General features: G+C 60.7%; 15 protein-coding genes. 13 read left to right on the top strand and 2 right to left on the bottom strand.

Features of this window, described 5'->3' with window-relative positions; all coding sequences use genetic code 11:
- Positions 1-4 precede the first annotated feature (4 nt).
- The 11 genes from J3P79_RS06400 (at position 5) to J3P79_RS06350 (ending at position 12,378) form a co-directional block, all read left to right on the top strand.
- Positions 5-856: an MIP/aquaporin family protein gene (locus tag J3P79_RS06400; protein ID WP_434609074.1), complete on the top strand. Its 852-nt coding sequence runs from the start codon at positions 5-7 to the stop codon at positions 854-856.
- Positions 857-939: 83 nt separating this feature from the next.
- Positions 940-2,445, top strand: coding sequence for a glycerol kinase GlpK (gene glpK, locus J3P79_RS06395; protein WP_434609072.1), 1,506 nt, complete (start codon positions 940-942; stop codon positions 2,443-2,445).
- Between the two features lie 85 nt (positions 2,446-2,530).
- Positions 2,531-3,286 carry a DeoR/GlpR family transcriptional regulator gene (locus J3P79_RS06390; RefSeq protein ID WP_039591738.1) on the top strand — a complete coding sequence of 252 codons (756 nt, stop codon included), beginning with the start codon at positions 2,531-2,533 and terminating at the stop codon, positions 3,284-3,286.
- Positions 3,287-3,499: 213 nt separating this feature from the next.
- Positions 3,500-5,038 carry a glycerol-3-phosphate dehydrogenase gene (glpD, locus tag J3P79_RS06385; RefSeq protein WP_434609069.1) on the top strand — a complete coding sequence of 513 codons (1,539 nt, stop codon included), beginning with the start codon at positions 3,500-3,502 and terminating at the stop codon, positions 5,036-5,038.
- Between the two features lie 344 nt (positions 5,039-5,382).
- Positions 5,383-6,297 carry a glutamate/aspartate ABC transporter substrate-binding protein gene (locus J3P79_RS06380; protein WP_434609067.1) on the top strand — a complete coding sequence of 305 codons (915 nt, stop codon included), beginning with the start codon at positions 5,383-5,385 and terminating at the stop codon, positions 6,295-6,297.
- Positions 6,298-6,487: 190 nt separating this feature from the next.
- On the top strand, positions 6,488-7,234 hold the full coding sequence (locus J3P79_RS06375) for an amino acid ABC transporter permease (protein WP_434609065.1): 747 nt from the start codon (positions 6,488-6,490) through the stop codon (positions 7,232-7,234).
- On the top strand, positions 7,234-7,905 hold the full coding sequence (locus tag J3P79_RS06370) for an amino acid ABC transporter permease (RefSeq protein WP_030140772.1): 672 nt from the start codon (positions 7,234-7,236) through the stop codon (positions 7,903-7,905). The genes J3P79_RS06375 and J3P79_RS06370 overlap by 1 nt, the downstream gene beginning before the upstream one ends.
- Entirely contained in the window at positions 7,902-8,636 is a 735-nt protein-coding gene (locus J3P79_RS06365) for an amino acid ABC transporter ATP-binding protein (RefSeq protein ID WP_018614195.1), read from the top strand. Before J3P79_RS06370 ends, J3P79_RS06365 begins: the two co-directional genes overlap by 4 nt.
- A 160-nt stretch (positions 8,637-8,796) precedes the next feature.
- Entirely contained in the window at positions 8,797-10,698 is a 1,902-nt protein-coding gene (locus tag J3P79_RS06360; RefSeq protein ID WP_434609064.1) for a sensor histidine kinase, read from the top strand.
- A 44-nt stretch (positions 10,699-10,742) separates the two neighbouring features.
- Positions 10,743-12,023 carry a sigma-54-dependent transcriptional regulator gene (locus J3P79_RS06355; RefSeq protein ID WP_434611378.1) on the top strand — a complete coding sequence of 427 codons (1,281 nt, stop codon included), beginning with the start codon at positions 10,743-10,745 and terminating at the stop codon, positions 12,021-12,023.
- 25 nt (positions 12,024-12,048) lie between these two features.
- Positions 12,049-12,378 carry a GlpM family protein gene (locus J3P79_RS06350; RefSeq protein WP_162843741.1) on the top strand — a complete coding sequence of 110 codons (330 nt, stop codon included), beginning with the start codon at positions 12,049-12,051 and terminating at the stop codon, positions 12,376-12,378.
- A gap of 21 nt (positions 12,379-12,399) precedes the next feature.
- Here J3P79_RS06350 and J3P79_RS06345 read toward each other — a convergent pair whose 3' ends face one another.
- Both J3P79_RS06345 and J3P79_RS06340 read right to left on the bottom strand, forming a co-directional pair.
- Complete coding sequence (locus J3P79_RS06345) at positions 12,400-13,014, bottom strand: NAD(P)-dependent oxidoreductase (protein ID WP_434609063.1); 615 nt, start codon at positions 13,012-13,014, stop codon at positions 12,400-12,402.
- Between the two features lie 61 nt (positions 13,015-13,075).
- Complete coding sequence (locus tag J3P79_RS06340; protein ID WP_434609061.1) at positions 13,076-13,954, bottom strand: MBL fold metallo-hydrolase; 879 nt, start codon at positions 13,952-13,954, stop codon at positions 13,076-13,078.
- Positions 13,955-14,067: 113 nt separating this feature from the next.
- Between J3P79_RS06340 and J3P79_RS06335 the strand changes: the two genes are divergently transcribed.
- Both J3P79_RS06335 and J3P79_RS06330 read left to right on the top strand, forming a co-directional pair.
- Entirely contained in the window at positions 14,068-14,973 is a 906-nt protein-coding gene (locus J3P79_RS06335; protein WP_434609059.1) for a LysR family transcriptional regulator, read from the top strand.
- A gap of 115 nt (positions 14,974-15,088) precedes the next feature.
- The gene (locus J3P79_RS06330) at positions 15,089-16,597 is read left to right on the top strand and encodes a sigma-54-dependent transcriptional regulator (RefSeq protein ID WP_434609057.1); all 1,509 of its coding nucleotides are present in this window, start codon (positions 15,089-15,091) and stop codon (positions 16,595-16,597) included.
- Positions 16,598-16,896 lie beyond the last annotated feature (299 nt).

The following is a 16,896-nucleotide window of genomic DNA, read 5'->3' as shown; positions in this document are numbered from 1 at the left end:
TTGAATGACGACTGCTTTACAACAACCCTCCCTGTCCAGCCAATGCCTGGCGGAGTTCCTGGGCACGGCCCTGTTGATTTTCTTTGGTACCGGTTGCGTTGCAGCGCTCAAGGTCGCGGGTGCCAGTTTCGGCCTGTGGGAAATCAGCATCATCTGGGGTGTCGGTGTCAGCATGGCGATTTATCTCAGCGCGGGTATTTCCGGCGCGCACCTGAATCCCGCCGTCAGCATCGCCTTGTGCGTTTTTACTGACTTCGAAAAACGCAAACTGCCCTTCTATATTGTTTGCCAAGTGGCCGGCGCGTTCTGCGGCGCGTTGCTGGTCTATACGCTGTATAGCAATTTGTTCTTCGATTTCGAACAGTCCCGCCATATGGTTCGTGGCACCGAAGCCAGCCTTGAACTGGCGTCGGTGTTTTCTACCTACCCTCACCCCGCACTGTCCACCGGCCAGGCGTTTCTGGTGGAGATGATCATCACCGCCATCCTGATGGGCGTGATCATGTCTTTGACCGATGATAACAACGGACTGCCGCGAGGCCCGCTGGCGCCGTTGCTGATCGGCTTGTTGATCGCGGTAATCGGTAGCTCGATGGGGCCGCTGACAGGCTTCGCGATGAACCCGGCACGTGACTTCGGTCCGAAACTGATGACTTTCTTAGCAGGCTGGGGTGAAATTTCCCTCACCGGGGCGCGTGAGATTCCATACTTCCTGGTACCGATTTTCGCGCCGATTGTTGGCGCATGCCTGGGTGCTGCCGCGTATCGCGGGCTGATTGCCCGTCATCTGCCCAGCGCCGTGGTTGCTGCAAAGGAGGCAGAGCCGGCCATTGACGGCAAGCCCAGAACGTCCTGAAACGGTCGGCGCGGGCTGCTGCCATCGGAGCACGCGCTGACTTCTTCGTTTATTTACGTTACCTAAGTCCCAAGGCAATCGACATGACCGACATTGAGAATAAGAACTACATCATTGCCCTCGACCAGGGCACGACCAGCTCACGCGCCATTATTTTCGACCGTGACGCCAACGTGGTCTGCACGGCCCAACGCGAATTCGTCCAGCATTACCCGCAGCCTGGCTGGGTCGAACACGACCCGATGGAAATCTTCGCCACCCAGAGCGCGGTCATGGTCGAAGCATTGGCCCAGGCCGGCCTGCATCACGACCAGGTCGCTGCCATCGGCATTACCAACCAGCGCGAAACCACGGTGGTCTGGGACAAGTCCACCGGACGCCCGATCTACAACGCCGTCGTCTGGCAATGCCGGCGCAGTACCGAGATCTGCCAGCAGCTCAAGCGTGACGGCCATGAGCAATACATCAGTGAAGCCACTGGCCTGGTCACCGACCCCTACTTCTCCGGCACCAAGCTCAAGTGGATCCTGGATAACGTCGAAGGCAGCCGTGAGCGCGCGCGCAACGGCGAGCTGCTGTTCGGTACCGTGGACAGCTGGCTGATCTGGAAATTTACCGGTGGCAAAGTCCATGTCACCGACTACACCAACGCCTCGCGCACCATGCTTTTCAACATCCACACGCTGGAGTGGGACGCGAAGATGCTCGACATCCTCGACGTCCCCCGGGAGATGCTGCCGGAGGTCAAATCCTCCTCGCAAATCTACGGCCGAACCAAAAGCGGCATCGCCATCGGCGGTATCGCCGGCGACCAGCAAGCCGCCCTCTTCGGCCAGATGTGCGTGGAGCCGGGCCAGGCGAAAAACACCTACGGCACGGGTTGCTTCCTGCTGATGAATACCGGCGACAAAGCCGTCAAATCCAACCATGGCATGCTTACCACTATCGCCTGCGGCCCTCGCGGCGAAGTTGCCTACGCCCTTGAGGGCGCCGTGTTCAATGGCGGATCCACTGTCCAGTGGCTGCGCGATGAACTCAAGATCATCAACGACGCCCTCGACACCGAGTACTTCGCCAACAAGGTCAAGGACAGCAATGGCGTGTACCTGGTACCAGCCTTCACAGGCCTGGGCGCGCCGTACTGGGACCCTTATGCCCGTGGCGCGCTGTTCGGCCTGACTCGCGGCGTGCGGGTCGATCACATCATCCGGGCCACGCTGGAATCCATTGCCTACCAGACCCGCGACGTGCTCGACGCCATGCAGCAGGACGCTGGCGAACGCCTCAAGTCTCTGCGCGTGGACGGCGGCGCGGTGGCCAACAATTTCCTCATGCAGTTCCAGGCCGACATCCTCGGCACCCAGGTCGAACGCCCGAAAATGCGCGAAACAACCGCCCTGGGCGCGGCGTACCTGGCCGGTTTGGCATGTGGTTTCTGGGGCAGCCTGGAAGAACTGCGCGGCAAAGCCGTGATCGAGCGCGAGTTCGAACCGCAACTGGAAGAGCAAGCCAAGGAAAAGCTCTACGCCGGATGGAAAAAAGCGGTCAGCCGCACTCGCGATTGGGAGCCTCACGAAGACGCGGAATAACGGCCGATAGAATTCTGAAACTGGTCGGGAGGGGATTCCTGCGGCATCATGGGCAAATTTTGTATGGCAGCCCAAAGGAAGCCCCATGAATCTGCCTCCCCGCCAGCAACAAATCCTCGAACTGGTCCGCGAACGCGGTTATGTCAGCATCGAGGAGATGGCGCAGCTATTTGTCGTTACCCCCCAGACCATCCGCCGCGACATCAATCAATTGGCGGAAGCGAACCTGCTGCGCCGCTACCACGGCGGCGCGGCTTATGACTCAAGCGTGGAAAATACCGCCTACGCCATGCGCGCGGACCAGATGCGCGACGAGAAGCAACGCATCGCCGAAGCCATCGCCGCCCAGATTCCCGACCACGCCTCGCTGTTCATCAACATCGGCACCACCACCGAATCCATCGCGCGAGCGCTGCTCAATCACAACCACTTGAAGGTGATCACCAACAACCTGCACGTGGCGTCGATCCTCAGCGCCAAGGACGATTTCGAAGTCCTGATCGCCGGCGGCAACGTACGTCGCGACGGTGGCGTGGTGGGCCAGGCTTCCGTCGATTTCATCAACCAGTTCAAAGTCGACTTCGCCCTCGTGGGCATCAGCGGCATCGATGAGGACGGAAGCCTGCTGGACTTCGATTACCAGGAAGTGCGGGTGTCCCAAGCCATCATCGCCAACGCCCGGCAAGTGCTGCTGGCGGCGGACTCCAGCAAATTCGGGCGCAACGCCATGGTCCGCCTGGGCCCGATCAGCCTGATCGATTGCTTGGTGACCGACCAGCAACCAGTGCCAGCCCTGGCGCAGTTGCTGAGCCAGCACAAGATTCGATTGGAAGTGGTCTGACTTCACTTCTGCCCCTGTGGTGAAGGGTTGGCCTTCACTGCAGAAGCACTCCCCCACACTCCTTTTTGTTCGATAATTTTCCTTTCAGGGTCATTCGATCAGTATTTTCAATCGAATGCGACTGGCTGTTGCCACGCTTATGGGCTAGTATTTTTCGCAAATGAACATTAATGTTCGAATTCAAATATTTCGAAAAGAACCCGAGGCCAGCCGATGCCCACTACCACCTTGCCTACGCCCCCTCTCGCAGAGATCTATGATGTCGCCGTCATTGGCGGCGGTATCAATGGCGTAGGGATTGCTGCGGACGCTGCCGGTCGCGGTCTTTCGGTGTTCCTTTGCGAAAAGGACGACCTTGCCAGCCATACCTCATCGGCCAGCAGCAAGCTGATCCATGGCGGCCTGCGCTACCTCGAACATTATGAGTTCCGCCTGGTGCGCGAGGCGCTCGCCGAGCGCGAAGTCCTCCTCGCCAAGGCCCCACACATCGTAAAGCAGATGCGCTTTGTGCTGCCCCATCGGCCGCACCTGCGCCCCGCCTGGATGATCCGCGCGGGCCTGTTTCTTTATGATCACCTGGGCAAACGCGAACAGCTGGCGGGCTCCAGAAGCTTGAAATTTGGTGCCGACAGCGTTCTCAAAAGCGAAATCACCAAAGGCTTCGAATACTCGGACTGCTGGGTTGACGACGCCCGATTGGTGGTACTCAACGCCATGGCGGCACGAGAGAAAGGCGCCCACATCCACACCCGCACCCGCTGCGTCAGCGCTCGTCGCAGCAAAGGCCTGTGGAACCTGCATCTGGAGCGTGCCGACGGCAGCCTGTTTTCGATCCAGGCCAAGGCCCTGGTGAACGCCGCCGGCCCGTGGGTGGCCAAGTTCATTCGTGACGATCTGAAAATGGAATCGCCCTACGGCATTCGCCTGATCCAGGGCAGCCATTTGATCGTGCCGAAACTCTATGAAGGCGAACATGCGCATATTCTCCAGAACGAAGACCAGCGCATCGTCTTCACCATCCCGTACCTGAACCAGTTCACGCTGATCGGTACGACGGATCGCGAATACACTGGCGATCCGGCCAAGGTGGCAATTACCGAGGGCGAAACCGATTACCTGCTGAAAGTGGTCAACGCGCACTTCAAAAAGCAGGTCAGCCGCGACGATATCCTGCACAGTTACTCCGGCGTCCGACCGTTGTGCAACGACGAGTCGGACAACCCTTCCGCCGTGACTCGCGACTACACCCTCGCGCTTTCGGCGGCCGGTGAAGAGGCGCCGCTGCTGTCGGTATTCGGTGGCAAGTTGACCACTTACCGCAAGTTGGCCGAATCGGCGATGGCGCAACTGGCCCCCTACTTTACGCAGATGCGGCCGAGCTGGACCGCCCAGGCAACCTTGCCGGGGGGCGAAAACATGACCACCCCGCAAGCGCTGTGCTCGGCAATTCGCGACAAGTTCGACTGGTTGCCAACCGATATCGCCCGTCGCTGGGCCACCACGTATGGCAGCCGCACCTGGCGCATGCTTGAAGGCGTGCACAGTCTCGGTGACTTGGGCGAGCACATCGGCGCGGGCCTTTATACCCGCGAAGTCGATTACTTGTGCAGCGACGAGTGGGCCGTCGATGCCCATGACATTCTCTGGCGCCGCAGCAAGCTGGGTCTGTTCACCAGCGCGACCGAGCAGGACAAGCTCCAGCAATATCTGCAAAAGGTCGAGCACAATCGGCGCAAGATCGAAGCGGCCTGAACGATCGCCTGCTAAACCGGAAGCCCTTGGCTCCGCTCGGAAACAAGGGCTTTTTGCTGTCTGCCCCCAGAAGATCCACAGCAATGGCATTCGGTTTTCCGAACACGACCCGGCAGTCAGTTCGGCAAACCGGATAGATAACCGGCCAAAAAGCTGAAACAAAACATTAATTTCCTTTAAAAACATAGAGATAGGCTCAAGGCACTGGCCTGGCACGAGTCATGCTCTACACTCCTCGAGACGAACGCCTGTTACGCCAACACAACAGGAGCTGTCAGGCATTCGAAGCACTCAGGGCCGGTGAACCGGCCGAATACAAAAAAAACAATGTCGAGGAAACATCGATGCGTATCGTTCCCCATCTCCTGGGCGCAGCCATTGCTGCCGCTCTGATCAGCACGCCGGTTTTCGCAGCCGAACTGACCGGCACACTGAAAAAGATCAAAGAGTCCGGCGTCGTTACGCTTGGGCATCGCGACGCTTCCATTCCGTTCTCCTACATCGCAGACGCTTCCGGCAAGCCGGTCGGCTACTCCCATGACATCCAGTTGAAAGTCGTCGAAGCCCTGAAGAAAGAGCTGGACGTGCCGAACCTGCAGGTCAAGTACAACCTGGTGACCTCGCAAACCCGTATCCCGCTGGTGCAGAACGGCACCGTGGACCTGGAGTGCGGCTCTACCACCAACAACGTCGAGCGCCAGCAGCAAGTCGCCTTCTCCGTTGGCATCTTCGAGATCGGCACCAAGCTGCTGTCCAAGAAAGATTCCAAATACAAGGATTTCGACGACCTCAAGGGCAAGAACGTCGTGACCACCGCTGGCACCACGTCCGAGCGCATCCTCAAGTCCATGAACGCCGACAAGCAGATGGGCATGAATGTCATCTCCGCCAAGGACCACGGCGAGTCCTTCCAGATGCTGGAATCGGGCCGTGCCGTCGCGTTCATGATGGACGACGCCCTGCTGGCCGGTGAAGCCGCCAAGGCCAAGAAGGCGACTGACTGGGAAGTAACCGGTACTCCACAGTCCTACGAAATCTACGGCTGCATGATGCGCAAGGGCGACGAGCCGTTCAAAAAGGTTGTCGATGACGCCATCAAGGCCACCTACGCTTCGGGCGAGATCAACAAGATCTACGAAAAATGGTTCATGCAACCGATCCCGCCAAAAGGCCTGAACCTCAACTTCCCGATGAGCGACGAACTCAAGAAACTGATCGCAGAACCGACCGACAAAGCGGCTGACGAAAAGAAATCCTGATTTCTGACTAACCTTATCTCCTGAAGGGGCCCCGCTCCTTCAGGGGATGGTCACTCCCTGCTGGCAAATCTGGAAACACTCGAACCGGTGGCTGTCGAGCCGATTGCGTGTGCCTGGCCTCCAAGCCGGGCGGGAACGGAGTTTCCCCAGGCGGGCATTTGTATATCGAACGATCTGAGGGGAGACCCTAATGAATTACAACTGGGACTGGAGCGTGTTCTTCAAGTCCACCGGCGTGGGCAGCGAGATTTATCTCGACTGGTACGTGGCCGGCCTGGGCTGGACCATCGCTATCGCCGTCGTCGCCTGGATCATTGCCCTGCTGCTGGGTTCGATCCTGGGTGTGATGCGTACCGTGCCGAACCGGCTGGTATCGGGCATCGCCACCTGCTACGTGGAACTCTTTCGTAACGTGCCGCTGCTGGTGCAGTTGTTCATCTGGTACTTCCTGGTACCGGACCTGCTGCCCGCCGATATGCAGGAGTGGTACAAGCAGGACCTGAACCCGACCACCTCGGCCTACCTGAGCGTCGTCGTGTGCCTGGGCCTGTTCACCGCCGCCCGGGTCTGCGAACAAGTGCGCACCGGCATCCAGGCGCTGCCGCGCGGCCAGGAATCCGCCGCCCGTGCCATGGGCTTCAAGTTGCCGCAGATCTATTGGAACGTGCTGCTGCCCCAGGCCTACCGGATCATCATCCCGCCGCTCACCTCGGAATTCCTCAACGTCTTCAAGAACTCCTCCGTGGCCTCGCTGATCGGCCTGATGGAGCTGCTCGCGCAGACCAAGCAGACCGCCGAGTTCTCGGCCAACCTGTTCGAAGCCTTTACCCTGGCGACGCTGATCTACTTCACCCTGAACATGAGCTTGATGCTGCTCATGCGCATGGTCGAGAAGAAAGTCGCGGTGCCCGGCCTGATCTCCGTGGGGGGTAAATAATGGAATTCGACTTCACAGGCATCATCCCGGCCATTCCCGGCTTGTGGAACGGCATGGTGATGACCCTCAAGCTGATGGCCCTGGGCGTCGTCGGCGGGATCATCCTGGGGACGATCCTGGCGCTGATGCGCCTGTCCCACAACAAGCTGATCTCCAACATCGCTGGCGCCTACGTCAACTATTTCCGTTCGATCCCGCTGCTGTTGGTCATCACCTGGTTCTACCTGGCGGTGCCGTTCGTGCTGCGCTGGATCACCGGCGAGGACACGCCGATCGGCGCGTTCGGCTCCTGCGTCGTGGCGTTCATGATGTTCGAGGCGGCGTACTTCTGCGAAATCGTCCGGGCCGGCGTGCAGTCGATCCCCAAGGGCCAGATGGGCGCGGCACAAGCACTGGGCATGAATTATGGCCAGGTCATGCGCCTGATCATCCTGCCCCAGGCGTTTCGCAAGATGACCCCGCTGTTGCTGCAACAAAGCATCATCCTGTTTCAGGACACCTCGCTGGTCTACACCGTCGGCCTGGTGGACTTCCTCAATGCTTCGCGCGCCAATGGCGACATCATCGGCCGCTCCAATGAGTTCCTGATCATCGCAGGTCTCGTGTACTTCACAATCAGCTTTGCCGCCTCGCTGCTGGTCAAGCGTCTGCAAAAAAGGTTCGCCGTATGATCTCTATCAAGAACATCAACAAGTGGTATGGGGACTTCCAGGTACTGACCAATTGCAGCACCGAGGTCAGCAAGGGTGAGGTTGTGGTGGTATGCGGGCCGTCGGGTTCGGGCAAGTCCACACTGATCAAGTGCGTGAACGCCCTGGAGCCGTTCCAGAAGGGTGACATCGTGGTTGATGGCACGTCCATCGCGGACCCGAAGACCAACCTGCCGAAACTGCGTTCGCGCGTGGGCATGGTGTTCCAGCATTTCGAACTGTTCCCACACCTGACGATCACCGAGAACCTGACCATCGCGCAGATCAAGGTGCTGGGTCGCAGCAAGGAAGAAGCCACCAAGAAAGGCCTGCAGCTGCTTGAGCGCGTAGGTCTGTCGGCCCATGCCCACAAGCACCCGGGCCAGCTCTCCGGCGGCCAGCAGCAGCGCGTGGCCATTGCCCGTGCGCTGGCGATGGATCCGGTGGTGATGCTGTTCGACGAACCGACCTCGGCCCTTGACCCGGAAATGGTCAACGAAGTGCTCGACGTGATGGTGCAACTGGCCCACGAAGGCATGACCATGATGTGCGTGACCCACGAAATGGGCTTCGCCCGGAAAGTGGCGAACCGGGTGATCTTCATGGACCAGGGCCAGATCATCGAAGACTGTCCGAAAGAAGAGTTCTTCGGTGACATCAGCGCCCGCTCCGAACGCGCGCAGCATTTCCTCGAGAAGATTTTGCAGCACTAAACAACACCGCTCCCCACTGTGGGAGCGAGCTTACTCGCGATAGCGGGCTGCCAGTCACTTTATTGTCGGCTGATCAGCAGTCATCGCGAGCAAGCTCGCTCCCACAAGGGAGGTGTGTTGGCTTGTCGATTTGTGTTGTGGTTGACCCAAGGCTTCTGTGATGAAATGCGACCCCACCCTTTATCGCGCCGCGCCGCCATCACTCGCCGTGAAACCCCGCCTGATCCGCCATCTGTTCCTGCCGCCGCTGGTCATTGCCCTGATGATCGGCCTGGGTTACCTCGGCTTCTGGATCAGCGAGCACTACGGCATTCGCGGCCTGGCCGAGAATGGCGAGCGCCAGTTGGAACTGCATGCCCGCGCGGTGGAAAGCGAAATCAGCAAATACACCTATTTGCCCAGCCTGCTGGAACTTGAATCCAGCGTCTCGAAACTGCTCGACGACCCGACGCCCGAGCACCGCAAGACCGTCAACGAATACCTCGAAGGCCTGAACCGCCGCAGCCGCAGCCGGGCCATCTATGTCATGGACACCACCGGCCGAGTCATGGCCACCAGCAATTGGCGCGATGTCGACAGTTACCTGGGCGAAGACCTGTCCTTTCGCGCGTATTTCCAGAACGCCGTGCGCGGCCAGCCGGGACGTTTCTACGGCATCGGCAGCACCAGCGGCGAACCCGGTTATTACCTGGCCCATGGCCTGGAGCAGCAGGGCAAGATCATCGGCGTGGCCGTGGTCAAGGTCCGCCTCGAAGCCATGGAGGAGCGCTGGCAGCGCGCCCGCCTGGAAGCCTTCGTCAGCGATGAGAATGGCATTATCATTTTGTCCAGCGACCCGGCACGGCGGCTCAAGTCGGTGCGGCCGCTGAGCGACGAAACCAAGGAGCGCCTGGCCCGCAGCCTTCAGTACTACTGGTTTCCGCTGAACGAACTGATCCCCTTGGCACGGGAACGACTGGCCGAAGGCATGGAGAAACTGACCTTCCCCGCCAACACCGAAATAGCGGCCGACGAGCGTGCCACCAGTTACCTTTCCCAGACCCGGCCGCTGAGCGACACGCCGTGGAATTTCACACTGCTGACCCCGCTTGAAGACCTGCGTCGCCAAGCGATCAACCAAGGCATCCTGGTTGCCGTGGCGTTTGCGTTGGTGGCTTTCCTGTTGATCGCCTGGAACGAGCGACGCAAAGTCATTGCCACCCGCCTCGCCGCTCGCGAAGCATTGCAGGAGGCCAACAATCAGCTGGAGCGTCGGATTTCCGAACGCACCACCGACCTACGGGCCAGCAACGAGCGACTCAAGGGCCAGATCCGCGAACGACGGCAGGCCGAAGAGACGCTGCGCCGGGCCCAGGACGAATTGGTACAGGCCGGAAAACTGGCGGCCATCGGCCAGATGTCCACCAGTATCGCCCATGAACTCAACCAGCCATTGGCCGCCCTGCGTACTCTGTCAGGTAACACGGTGCGCTTCCTCGAGCGTGGCCAACTGGACATCGCCAGCACTAACCTCAAGACCATCAATGACTTGATTGACCGCATGGGCCGGATCACCGCCAGCCTGCGCGCCTTCGCCCGGCGCGGCGACGACAAGGGCCGGGCGAGCGTGGGCAAGGCCGTCGAGGCCGCGCTGCAACTGCTCGGGGCGCGCCTTGAAAAACTCGACATCCAGATCCACACGGCATTCGAAGACGTCCAGGTCCAGATCGACCAGACCCGCCTGGAGCAGATCCTGGTGAACCTGATCGGCAATGCCTTGGACGCCATGCAGCTCCAACCGACGCCGACGCTGTGGCTCGAGGGCCAAGGCAGCGATGGCAAGTATCGCCTGCGGGTGCGGGATAATGGCCACGGCATCGACCCGGAGGCACGCAAGCATCTGTTCGAACCGTTCTTCACCACCAAGCCCGGCGAACAGGGCCTGGGCCTCGGCCTGACGCTTTCGGCAAGCCTGTGTGCCGCCGCCGGCGGGCACTTGGGCGTCGAGCATCCGGACGACGGTGGTACTACGTTTATCCTCAGTTTACCGTTGGTAAGCCTTTCACCTGCCGAGCCGCTATGAACCACGACCTGAGCGTACTGATCGTCGAAGACGACCCCCACGTCCTGCTGGGCTGCCAGCAGGCCTTGAGCCTGGAAGACATTCCCTGCATCGGCGTGGGCAGCGCCGAAGAGGCCCTGGAGCGGGTCGACGATAACTTTGCCGGCATCGTCATCAGCGATATCCGCCTGCCGGGTATCGACGGACTGGAACTGCTGACCCGCCTCAAGGCGCGGGACCGCAGCCTGCCAGTGGTACTGATTACCGGCCACGGCGACATTTCCATGGCCGTCGGTGCCATGCAGAAAGGCGCCTATGACTTCATGGAGAAACCGTTCTCCCCCGAGCGCCTGGTCGACGTGGCACGCCGCGCCCTGGAGCAGCGCAGCCTGGCTCGGGAAGTGTCTTCGCTGCGTCGGCAACTGGCCGAACGTGATTCCCTGGAAGGCCGGATCATCGGCCGCTCGCCGGCCATGCAGCACCTGCGCGAGCTGATCGCCAACGTTGCCGACACCTCGGCCAACGTGCTGATCGAAGGCGAAACCGGCACCGGCAAGGAACTGGTCGCCCGCTGCCTGCACGATTTCAGCCGGCGCCACGACAAGCAATTCGTCGCACTGAACTGCGGCGGCCTGCCGGAGAACCTGTTCGAAAGCGAGATTTTCGGCCACGAGGCCAATGCCTTCACCGGTGCCGGCAAACGCCGGATCGGCAAGATCGAGCACGCCGATGGCGGCACGTTGTTTCTCGATGAAGTGGAAAGCATGCCCCTGCCCTTGCAGATCAAGCTGCTGCGAGTATTGCAGGAACGCACCCTTGAACGCCTGGGGTCGAACCAGAGCGTGGCCGTGGATTGCCGCGTGATCGCCGCCACCAAATCCGACCTGGACGAAATGGGCCGGTCCGGGCAGTTTCGTAGCGACCTGTATTACCGCCTCAACGTCGTGACCCTGGAGCTGCCGCCCCTGCGTGAGCGGCGCGAAGACATCCTGCAACTGTTCGAACATTTTCTCCAGCAGTCGTCCCTGCGCTTCGACCGCACGGTCCCGGAGCTGGACAACCAGACCCTGTCGAACCTGATGAGCCACGACTGGCCAGGCAATGTGCGCGAACTGCGCAACGTCGCCGAACGGTATGCCTTGGGTTTGCCGGCCTTCAAGAAGTCCGGCAGCAGCACCGGCAGCCAAGGCCTGGCCTTTGGCGAAGCGGTGGAAGCCTTTGAGCGCAACCTGTTGATGGATGCCTTGCAACGCAGCGGCGGCAACCTGACCCAGGCCAGCCAGGAACTGGGCATGGCCAAGACCACGCTGTTCGACAAAGTCAAAAAATATGGCCTGAGCCACTGACCTGGGACGTGAACCTGTGGATCTGATTTTCAAAGCGGCGCTGGGTGCAGCCGTGGTGGTCATCCTGGCAATGCTGGCCAAGACCAGGAATTACTACATCGCCGGGCTGGTGCCCTTGTTCCCGACCTTCGCCCTGATCGCCCATTACATCGTCGGCAAGGGTCGCTCGGTGGACGACCTGAAGACCACCATTGTCTTTGGGATGTGGTCGATCATTCCGTACTTCGTCTATCTCGCGACGCTCTACGTGATGGTCGATCGGATGCGCCTCGAAGCCTCGTTGGCCGTTGCAGCCGTCGCCTGGTTGATGGCGGCGACAGTGCTGGTCAGCGTCTGGGTAAGGATCCATGGCTGATTCCCCACCCAAACCTGTGGCTCAATAACCGACGGTAAACCGTGTTTGCGAAAACTGCGGCGTTTCGACCTCGTCGATCATCGCAATGGCGTAGTCGGCAAAGCTGATCCAACTGCGCCCGGCGTTATCGAACAGCAGGTGATCCTTGCCAACACGGAACTGGCCGGTGCGCTCGGTTTCGACGAACTCCGCCGAAGGCGAAAGGAAGGTCCAATCGAGGTCCTGCTCCTTGCGCAGTACGTCCAGGAACAACGCACCGGCTGTGGCTTCGGCCAGGTACTCCTTCGGGAAACCCTCGCTGTCGATTACCCGAGTGTTATCCGGCAACAACAACGAACCGGCTCCGCCGACCACCAGCAAGCGCTTGACCCCGGCAGCTTTCACCGGCGCGATGATTTTATCGGCCGGCACGGTGGCGAAGTGCGTAGCACTGATCACCACGTCGTGGCCTTCAACAGCAGCGGTCAATGCCTCGCTGTCCAGTACATCCAATTGCCTACTGACCACACCGTCCCGTGCGCCGACTTTTGCAGTGTTGCGGGCAATGGCCGTCACGCTGTGGCCACGACGCAGGGCCTCTTCCAACAGTTGGCTGCCGGCGCGGCCAGTGGCGCCGATGATTGCGATTTTGCTCATGGTGTTCTCCAGTGACTAGTGATGTGGAATACATGCTGTTGTGGTGATCAAAGATCATGCATCACCACTTCATCTCACCCTTCGCCACCTTGGCGCTGAGCTCCAGGGAACTGTCTTCCCCCAGGTCCGGATAGCGTAGTTTCATGGCTGCGATCAGGGCGACGGAATCCTTGGCCTTGGCGGTTTCTTCGTCGAAGGCCTTGATGTAACCGACAGTGAACCGCACTGGCGCCAGGGAACGGGCGCTGTCACCCAGGTAATGGCCGGGAACCACGGTGGCCGGTTGCAGCTTTTCGATGTTATCCAGGGTCGCCAGCCAATCCTTGTGGGATTGCGGCGTCTGGGTGTCGGCCATCCACACATGGATGTTCTCCGCCACTACCACGCCGCCAACGACGGCCTTGATCGATGGAATCCATACAAAACTGCGGTCGGGCTGCGGACCATCGAGGCCGACGATCTGCAAGCGCTGGCCTTCCAGCGTCAGGCTGTCGCCCTTGAGCACCTGGGGCACGATGGCCTTGGCCGGTGCATCGGTCTTCAGGATCGGCCCCCAGTATTTCAGCTTGCCGTCCATGGTGTGCTTGATGTGCTCGACGGTCGGCGCGGAGGCCAGCACCTGGGCGTCCGGGAACGCAGCGGTAAGGGTCTCCAGGCCGAAATAATAGTCGGGGTCGCCGTGGCTGATGTAGATCGTGGTCAATCGCTTGCCACTGGCGCGGATTTTTTCCACGACCTGCACGGCCTGGGATTTGCCAAATTGAGCGTCCACCAGGATCGCCTCTTTTTCGCCACTGACCAGTACCGAAGTCACCGGGAAGATCGCCGCCGCGCCAGGGTTATAGACGTCCAGCGTCAAATCGGCAGCCCAGGCCTGGGCCGTGAAGGCCAGCGCCGCGGTCGCCAGCAGCAAGCGTTTGATGGGGGTGAAACCGGTCATGGGATGCTCCGTTTGTGCAAAGGCCCGCAAGGGAATGAACGGAGCTTAGTTGCCAAACTCATTACAAAAAATGCGATGCTCGGACATAGTTTGTTTCTAGAATCGGGCAAATCATGGATCGTCTACAAGCAATGCGGGTGTTCGTCACCGTGGTGGACCTGGGCAGCCAATCGGCGGCGGCCGAGCACCTGGACCTCTCGCGGCCGGTGGTATCGCGCTATCTGGCGGAACTGGAAGATTGGGTCGGCGCCCGGCTGATGCACCGCACCACGCGCAAGCTGAGCCTGACAGCCGCGGGCACGGAGATCCTGCCACGCTGCCGACAGATGCTGGAGCTGTGCGGCGACATGCAAGCGGCCGTCAGCACTCCCGAAGACGCCCCACGAGGCATGCTGCGCGTCAGCGCCAGCCCCTCGTTCGGCCAATCGCAACTGGCGAGCGCGATTGCCGAGTACGTCGAGCGATATCCTGGGGTGAGCGTCGACCTGCAGATGCTTGATCGCACCGTCAATCTGGTGGACGAACGCATCGACTTGGCGATCCGCATGAGCAACGACCTCGATCCCAATCTCATCGCCCGGCGCCTCACGGTCTGCCGCTCGGTCATCTGCGCCGCCCCCCGCTATCTGCGCGGACACCCGATACCGCAGCGGGTAGAAGACCTGAGCCGACATAACTGCCTGACCCACTCCTACGTCGGCAAAAGCCTGTGGCATTTCGAGCAGGACGGCGATCAGGTCTCGGTGCCGGTGCAGGGCAACATCAGCGCCAACGAAGCCAGCACCTTGCTCCAGGCCACGATCGCCGGCGCCGGTGTGGCGATGCTGCCCAGCTACCAGGCCGGCCCTCATATCCAGAACGGCGAACTGGTGCGGCTGCTGGCCCACGCCGAACCGCGCCGGATGAACATGTACGCGGTGTACGCTTCGCGCAAGCACATGCCGTCGGCGCTGCGCAGCCTGCTGGATTTCCTGGTGCTCAAGTTTCCCGAGACGCCGGAGTGGGATATTGGGTTGTAGCTGCCACTTGTGAACGCTCGCTCCCACGATGGAGATCGGCGTATGACTAGGATTTCACCATTAGCCCGCCCCAAGGCATACTTGCGGCCCTCCGAGTTCCAGAACCCATCGCCCCATGCGTATCCACGTCAGCTTCATCGACCGCGTCGGCATCACCCAGGAAGTCCTGGCGTTGCTCGGTGGGCGCAATCTCAACCTGGATGCGGTGGAGATGGTGCCGCCCAACGTCTACATCGACGCCCCGACCCTAAGCCCCCAAGTGCTGGATGAGTTGCGCGAGGCGCTGTTCAGCGTGCGCGGCGTGCAGGCGGTCACGGTGGTGGACATCCTGCCGGGCCAGCGTCGGCACTTGCAGCTCGATGCCTTGCTCGCCGCCATGACCGACCCGGTGTTGGCCCTGGACAGCGCCGGCAAAGTGCTGCTGGCCAATCCGGCGCTGATCGCCCTGTACGGCCGTGAACCGGCCGGGGAAAGCGTCGCCGAGCTGTTCAGTGACGAGGCATTGCTCGGCGCCCTGCTGGAGAATGGCTTCCGCTTGCCGCTGCGGGAAATCACCCTCAACGGCCAGACCTTACTGTTGGACGCCACGCCCATCACCGACGCCGGCGCGTTGTTGACGCTTTACCAGCCCAACCGTATCGGCGAACGCCTTTCGGCCCTGCACCACGACCACGCCGAAGGTTTCGATGCATTGCTGGGCGAATCCCCGGCGATCCGTACGCTCAAGGCCCGCGCGCAACGCGTCGCGGCCCTGGACGCACCGCTGCTGATCCAGGGCGAAACCGGCACCGGCAAGGAATTGGTGGCCCGCGCCTGCCACGCCATCAGTGCCCGTCACGGCGCTCCGTTTTTAGCGCTCAACTGCGCGGCATTGCCGGAGAACCTGGCGGAGAGTGAACTGTTCGGCTACGCCCCCGGCGCCTTCACTGGCGCGCAACGGGGCGGCAAGCCGGGGCTGATGGAGCTGGCAAACCAAGGCACGGTATTTCTCGATGAAATCGGCGAGATGTCGCCGTACCTGCAAGCCAAGCTGCTGCGTTTCTTGAACGATGGCAGCTTTCGCCGGGTCGGCGGTGACCGGGAGATCAAGGTCAACGTACGGATCCTCAGCGCCACCCACCGCAACCTGGAGAAAATGGTCAGCGAAGGCTCATTCCGCGAAGACCTGTTCTATCGCCTGAATGTACTCAACGTTGAAGTTCCGCCGCTGCGTGAACGTGGCCAGGACATCCTGCTGTTGGCGCGGTATTTCATGCAGCAAGCCTGTGCGCAGATCCAGCGCCCGGTCTGCCGCCTGGCCCCCGGCACGTACCCCGCGCTGCTGGGCAACCGCTGGCCGGGCAACGTTCGGCAATTGCAGAACGTGATCTTCCGCGCCGCCGCCATCTGCGAAAGCAGCCTGGTGGACATCGGCGACCTGGACATCGCCGGCACCTCGGTCGCGCGCCAGGGCGATGTGGAAGTCGAGAGTCTGGAGCAGGCCGTGGAAGGCTTCGAGAAGCACCTGCTCGAAAGCCTCTATGCCAACTACCCCTCCACTCGCCAGCTCGCCAGCCGCCTGCAAACTTCCCATACCGCGATTGCCCATCGGTTGCGCAAGTATGGGATTTCCGGGAAGCCATAAACCCGCCGCAGTTCCCCTGTGGGAGCGAGCTTGCTCGCGATAACGGTGTGTCAGTCACCCTTTGGTTGACTGGGCTGCCGTCATCGCGAGCGAGCTCGCTCCCACAGTGGCTATGCAGTGCATCCAAAAACGACCTCCACTGTACTGAAAGCGCTACAGCGGAACGATATCGATACACTCCGCGCTAACCTGCACGGCGCAAGGCTTTGATCCCACAACGATTTTTTACAGGCGACCAGCTGTAGCGATTTCGCTACAAACAAGTCAATCCGATCGCCAACAAAACCGTTTAAATCCTT

It is taken from the genome of Pseudomonas sp. R1-7 (genome assembly GCF_051132105.1).
Classification (GTDB): Bacteria; Pseudomonadota; Gammaproteobacteria; order Pseudomonadales; family Pseudomonadaceae; genus Aquipseudomonas.
This window is presented reverse-complemented; position numbering and strand designations above follow the sequence as displayed.

Excerpts from the sequence above, each read along its gene's own strand:
- J3P79_RS06400 (WP_434609074.1), top strand. The coding sequence starts at position 5 with ATGACGACTGCTTTACAACAACCCTCCCTGTCCAGCCAATGCCTGGCG.
- glpK (WP_434609072.1), top strand. The coding sequence starts at position 940 with ATGACCGACATTGAGAATAAGAACTACATCATTGCCCTCGACCAGGGC.
- J3P79_RS06390 (WP_039591738.1), top strand. The coding sequence starts at position 2,531 with ATGAATCTGCCTCCCCGCCAGCAACAAATCCTCGAACTGGTCCGCGAA.
- glpD (WP_434609069.1), top strand. The coding sequence starts at position 3,500 with ATGCCCACTACCACCTTGCCTACGCCCCCTCTCGCAGAGATCTATGAT.
- J3P79_RS06380 (WP_434609067.1), top strand. The coding sequence starts at position 5,383 with ATGCGTATCGTTCCCCATCTCCTGGGCGCAGCCATTGCTGCCGCTCTG.
- J3P79_RS06375 (WP_434609065.1), top strand. The coding sequence starts at position 6,488 with ATGAATTACAACTGGGACTGGAGCGTGTTCTTCAAGTCCACCGGCGTG.
- J3P79_RS06370 (WP_030140772.1), top strand. The coding sequence starts at position 7,234 with ATGGAATTCGACTTCACAGGCATCATCCCGGCCATTCCCGGCTTGTGG.
- J3P79_RS06365 (WP_018614195.1), top strand. The coding sequence starts at position 7,902 with ATGATCTCTATCAAGAACATCAACAAGTGGTATGGGGACTTCCAGGTA.
- J3P79_RS06360 (WP_434609064.1), top strand. The coding sequence starts at position 8,797 with ATGAAATGCGACCCCACCCTTTATCGCGCCGCGCCGCCATCACTCGCC.
- J3P79_RS06345 (WP_434609063.1), bottom strand. The coding sequence starts at position 13,014 with ATGAGCAAAATCGCAATCATCGGCGCCACTGGCCGCGCCGGCAGCCAA.
- J3P79_RS06340 (WP_434609061.1), bottom strand. The coding sequence starts at position 13,954 with ATGACCGGTTTCACCCCCATCAAACGCTTGCTGCTGGCGACCGCGGCG.
- J3P79_RS06335 (WP_434609059.1), top strand. The coding sequence starts at position 14,068 with ATGGATCGTCTACAAGCAATGCGGGTGTTCGTCACCGTGGTGGACCTG.
- J3P79_RS06330 (WP_434609057.1), top strand. The coding sequence starts at position 15,089 with ATGCGTATCCACGTCAGCTTCATCGACCGCGTCGGCATCACCCAGGAA.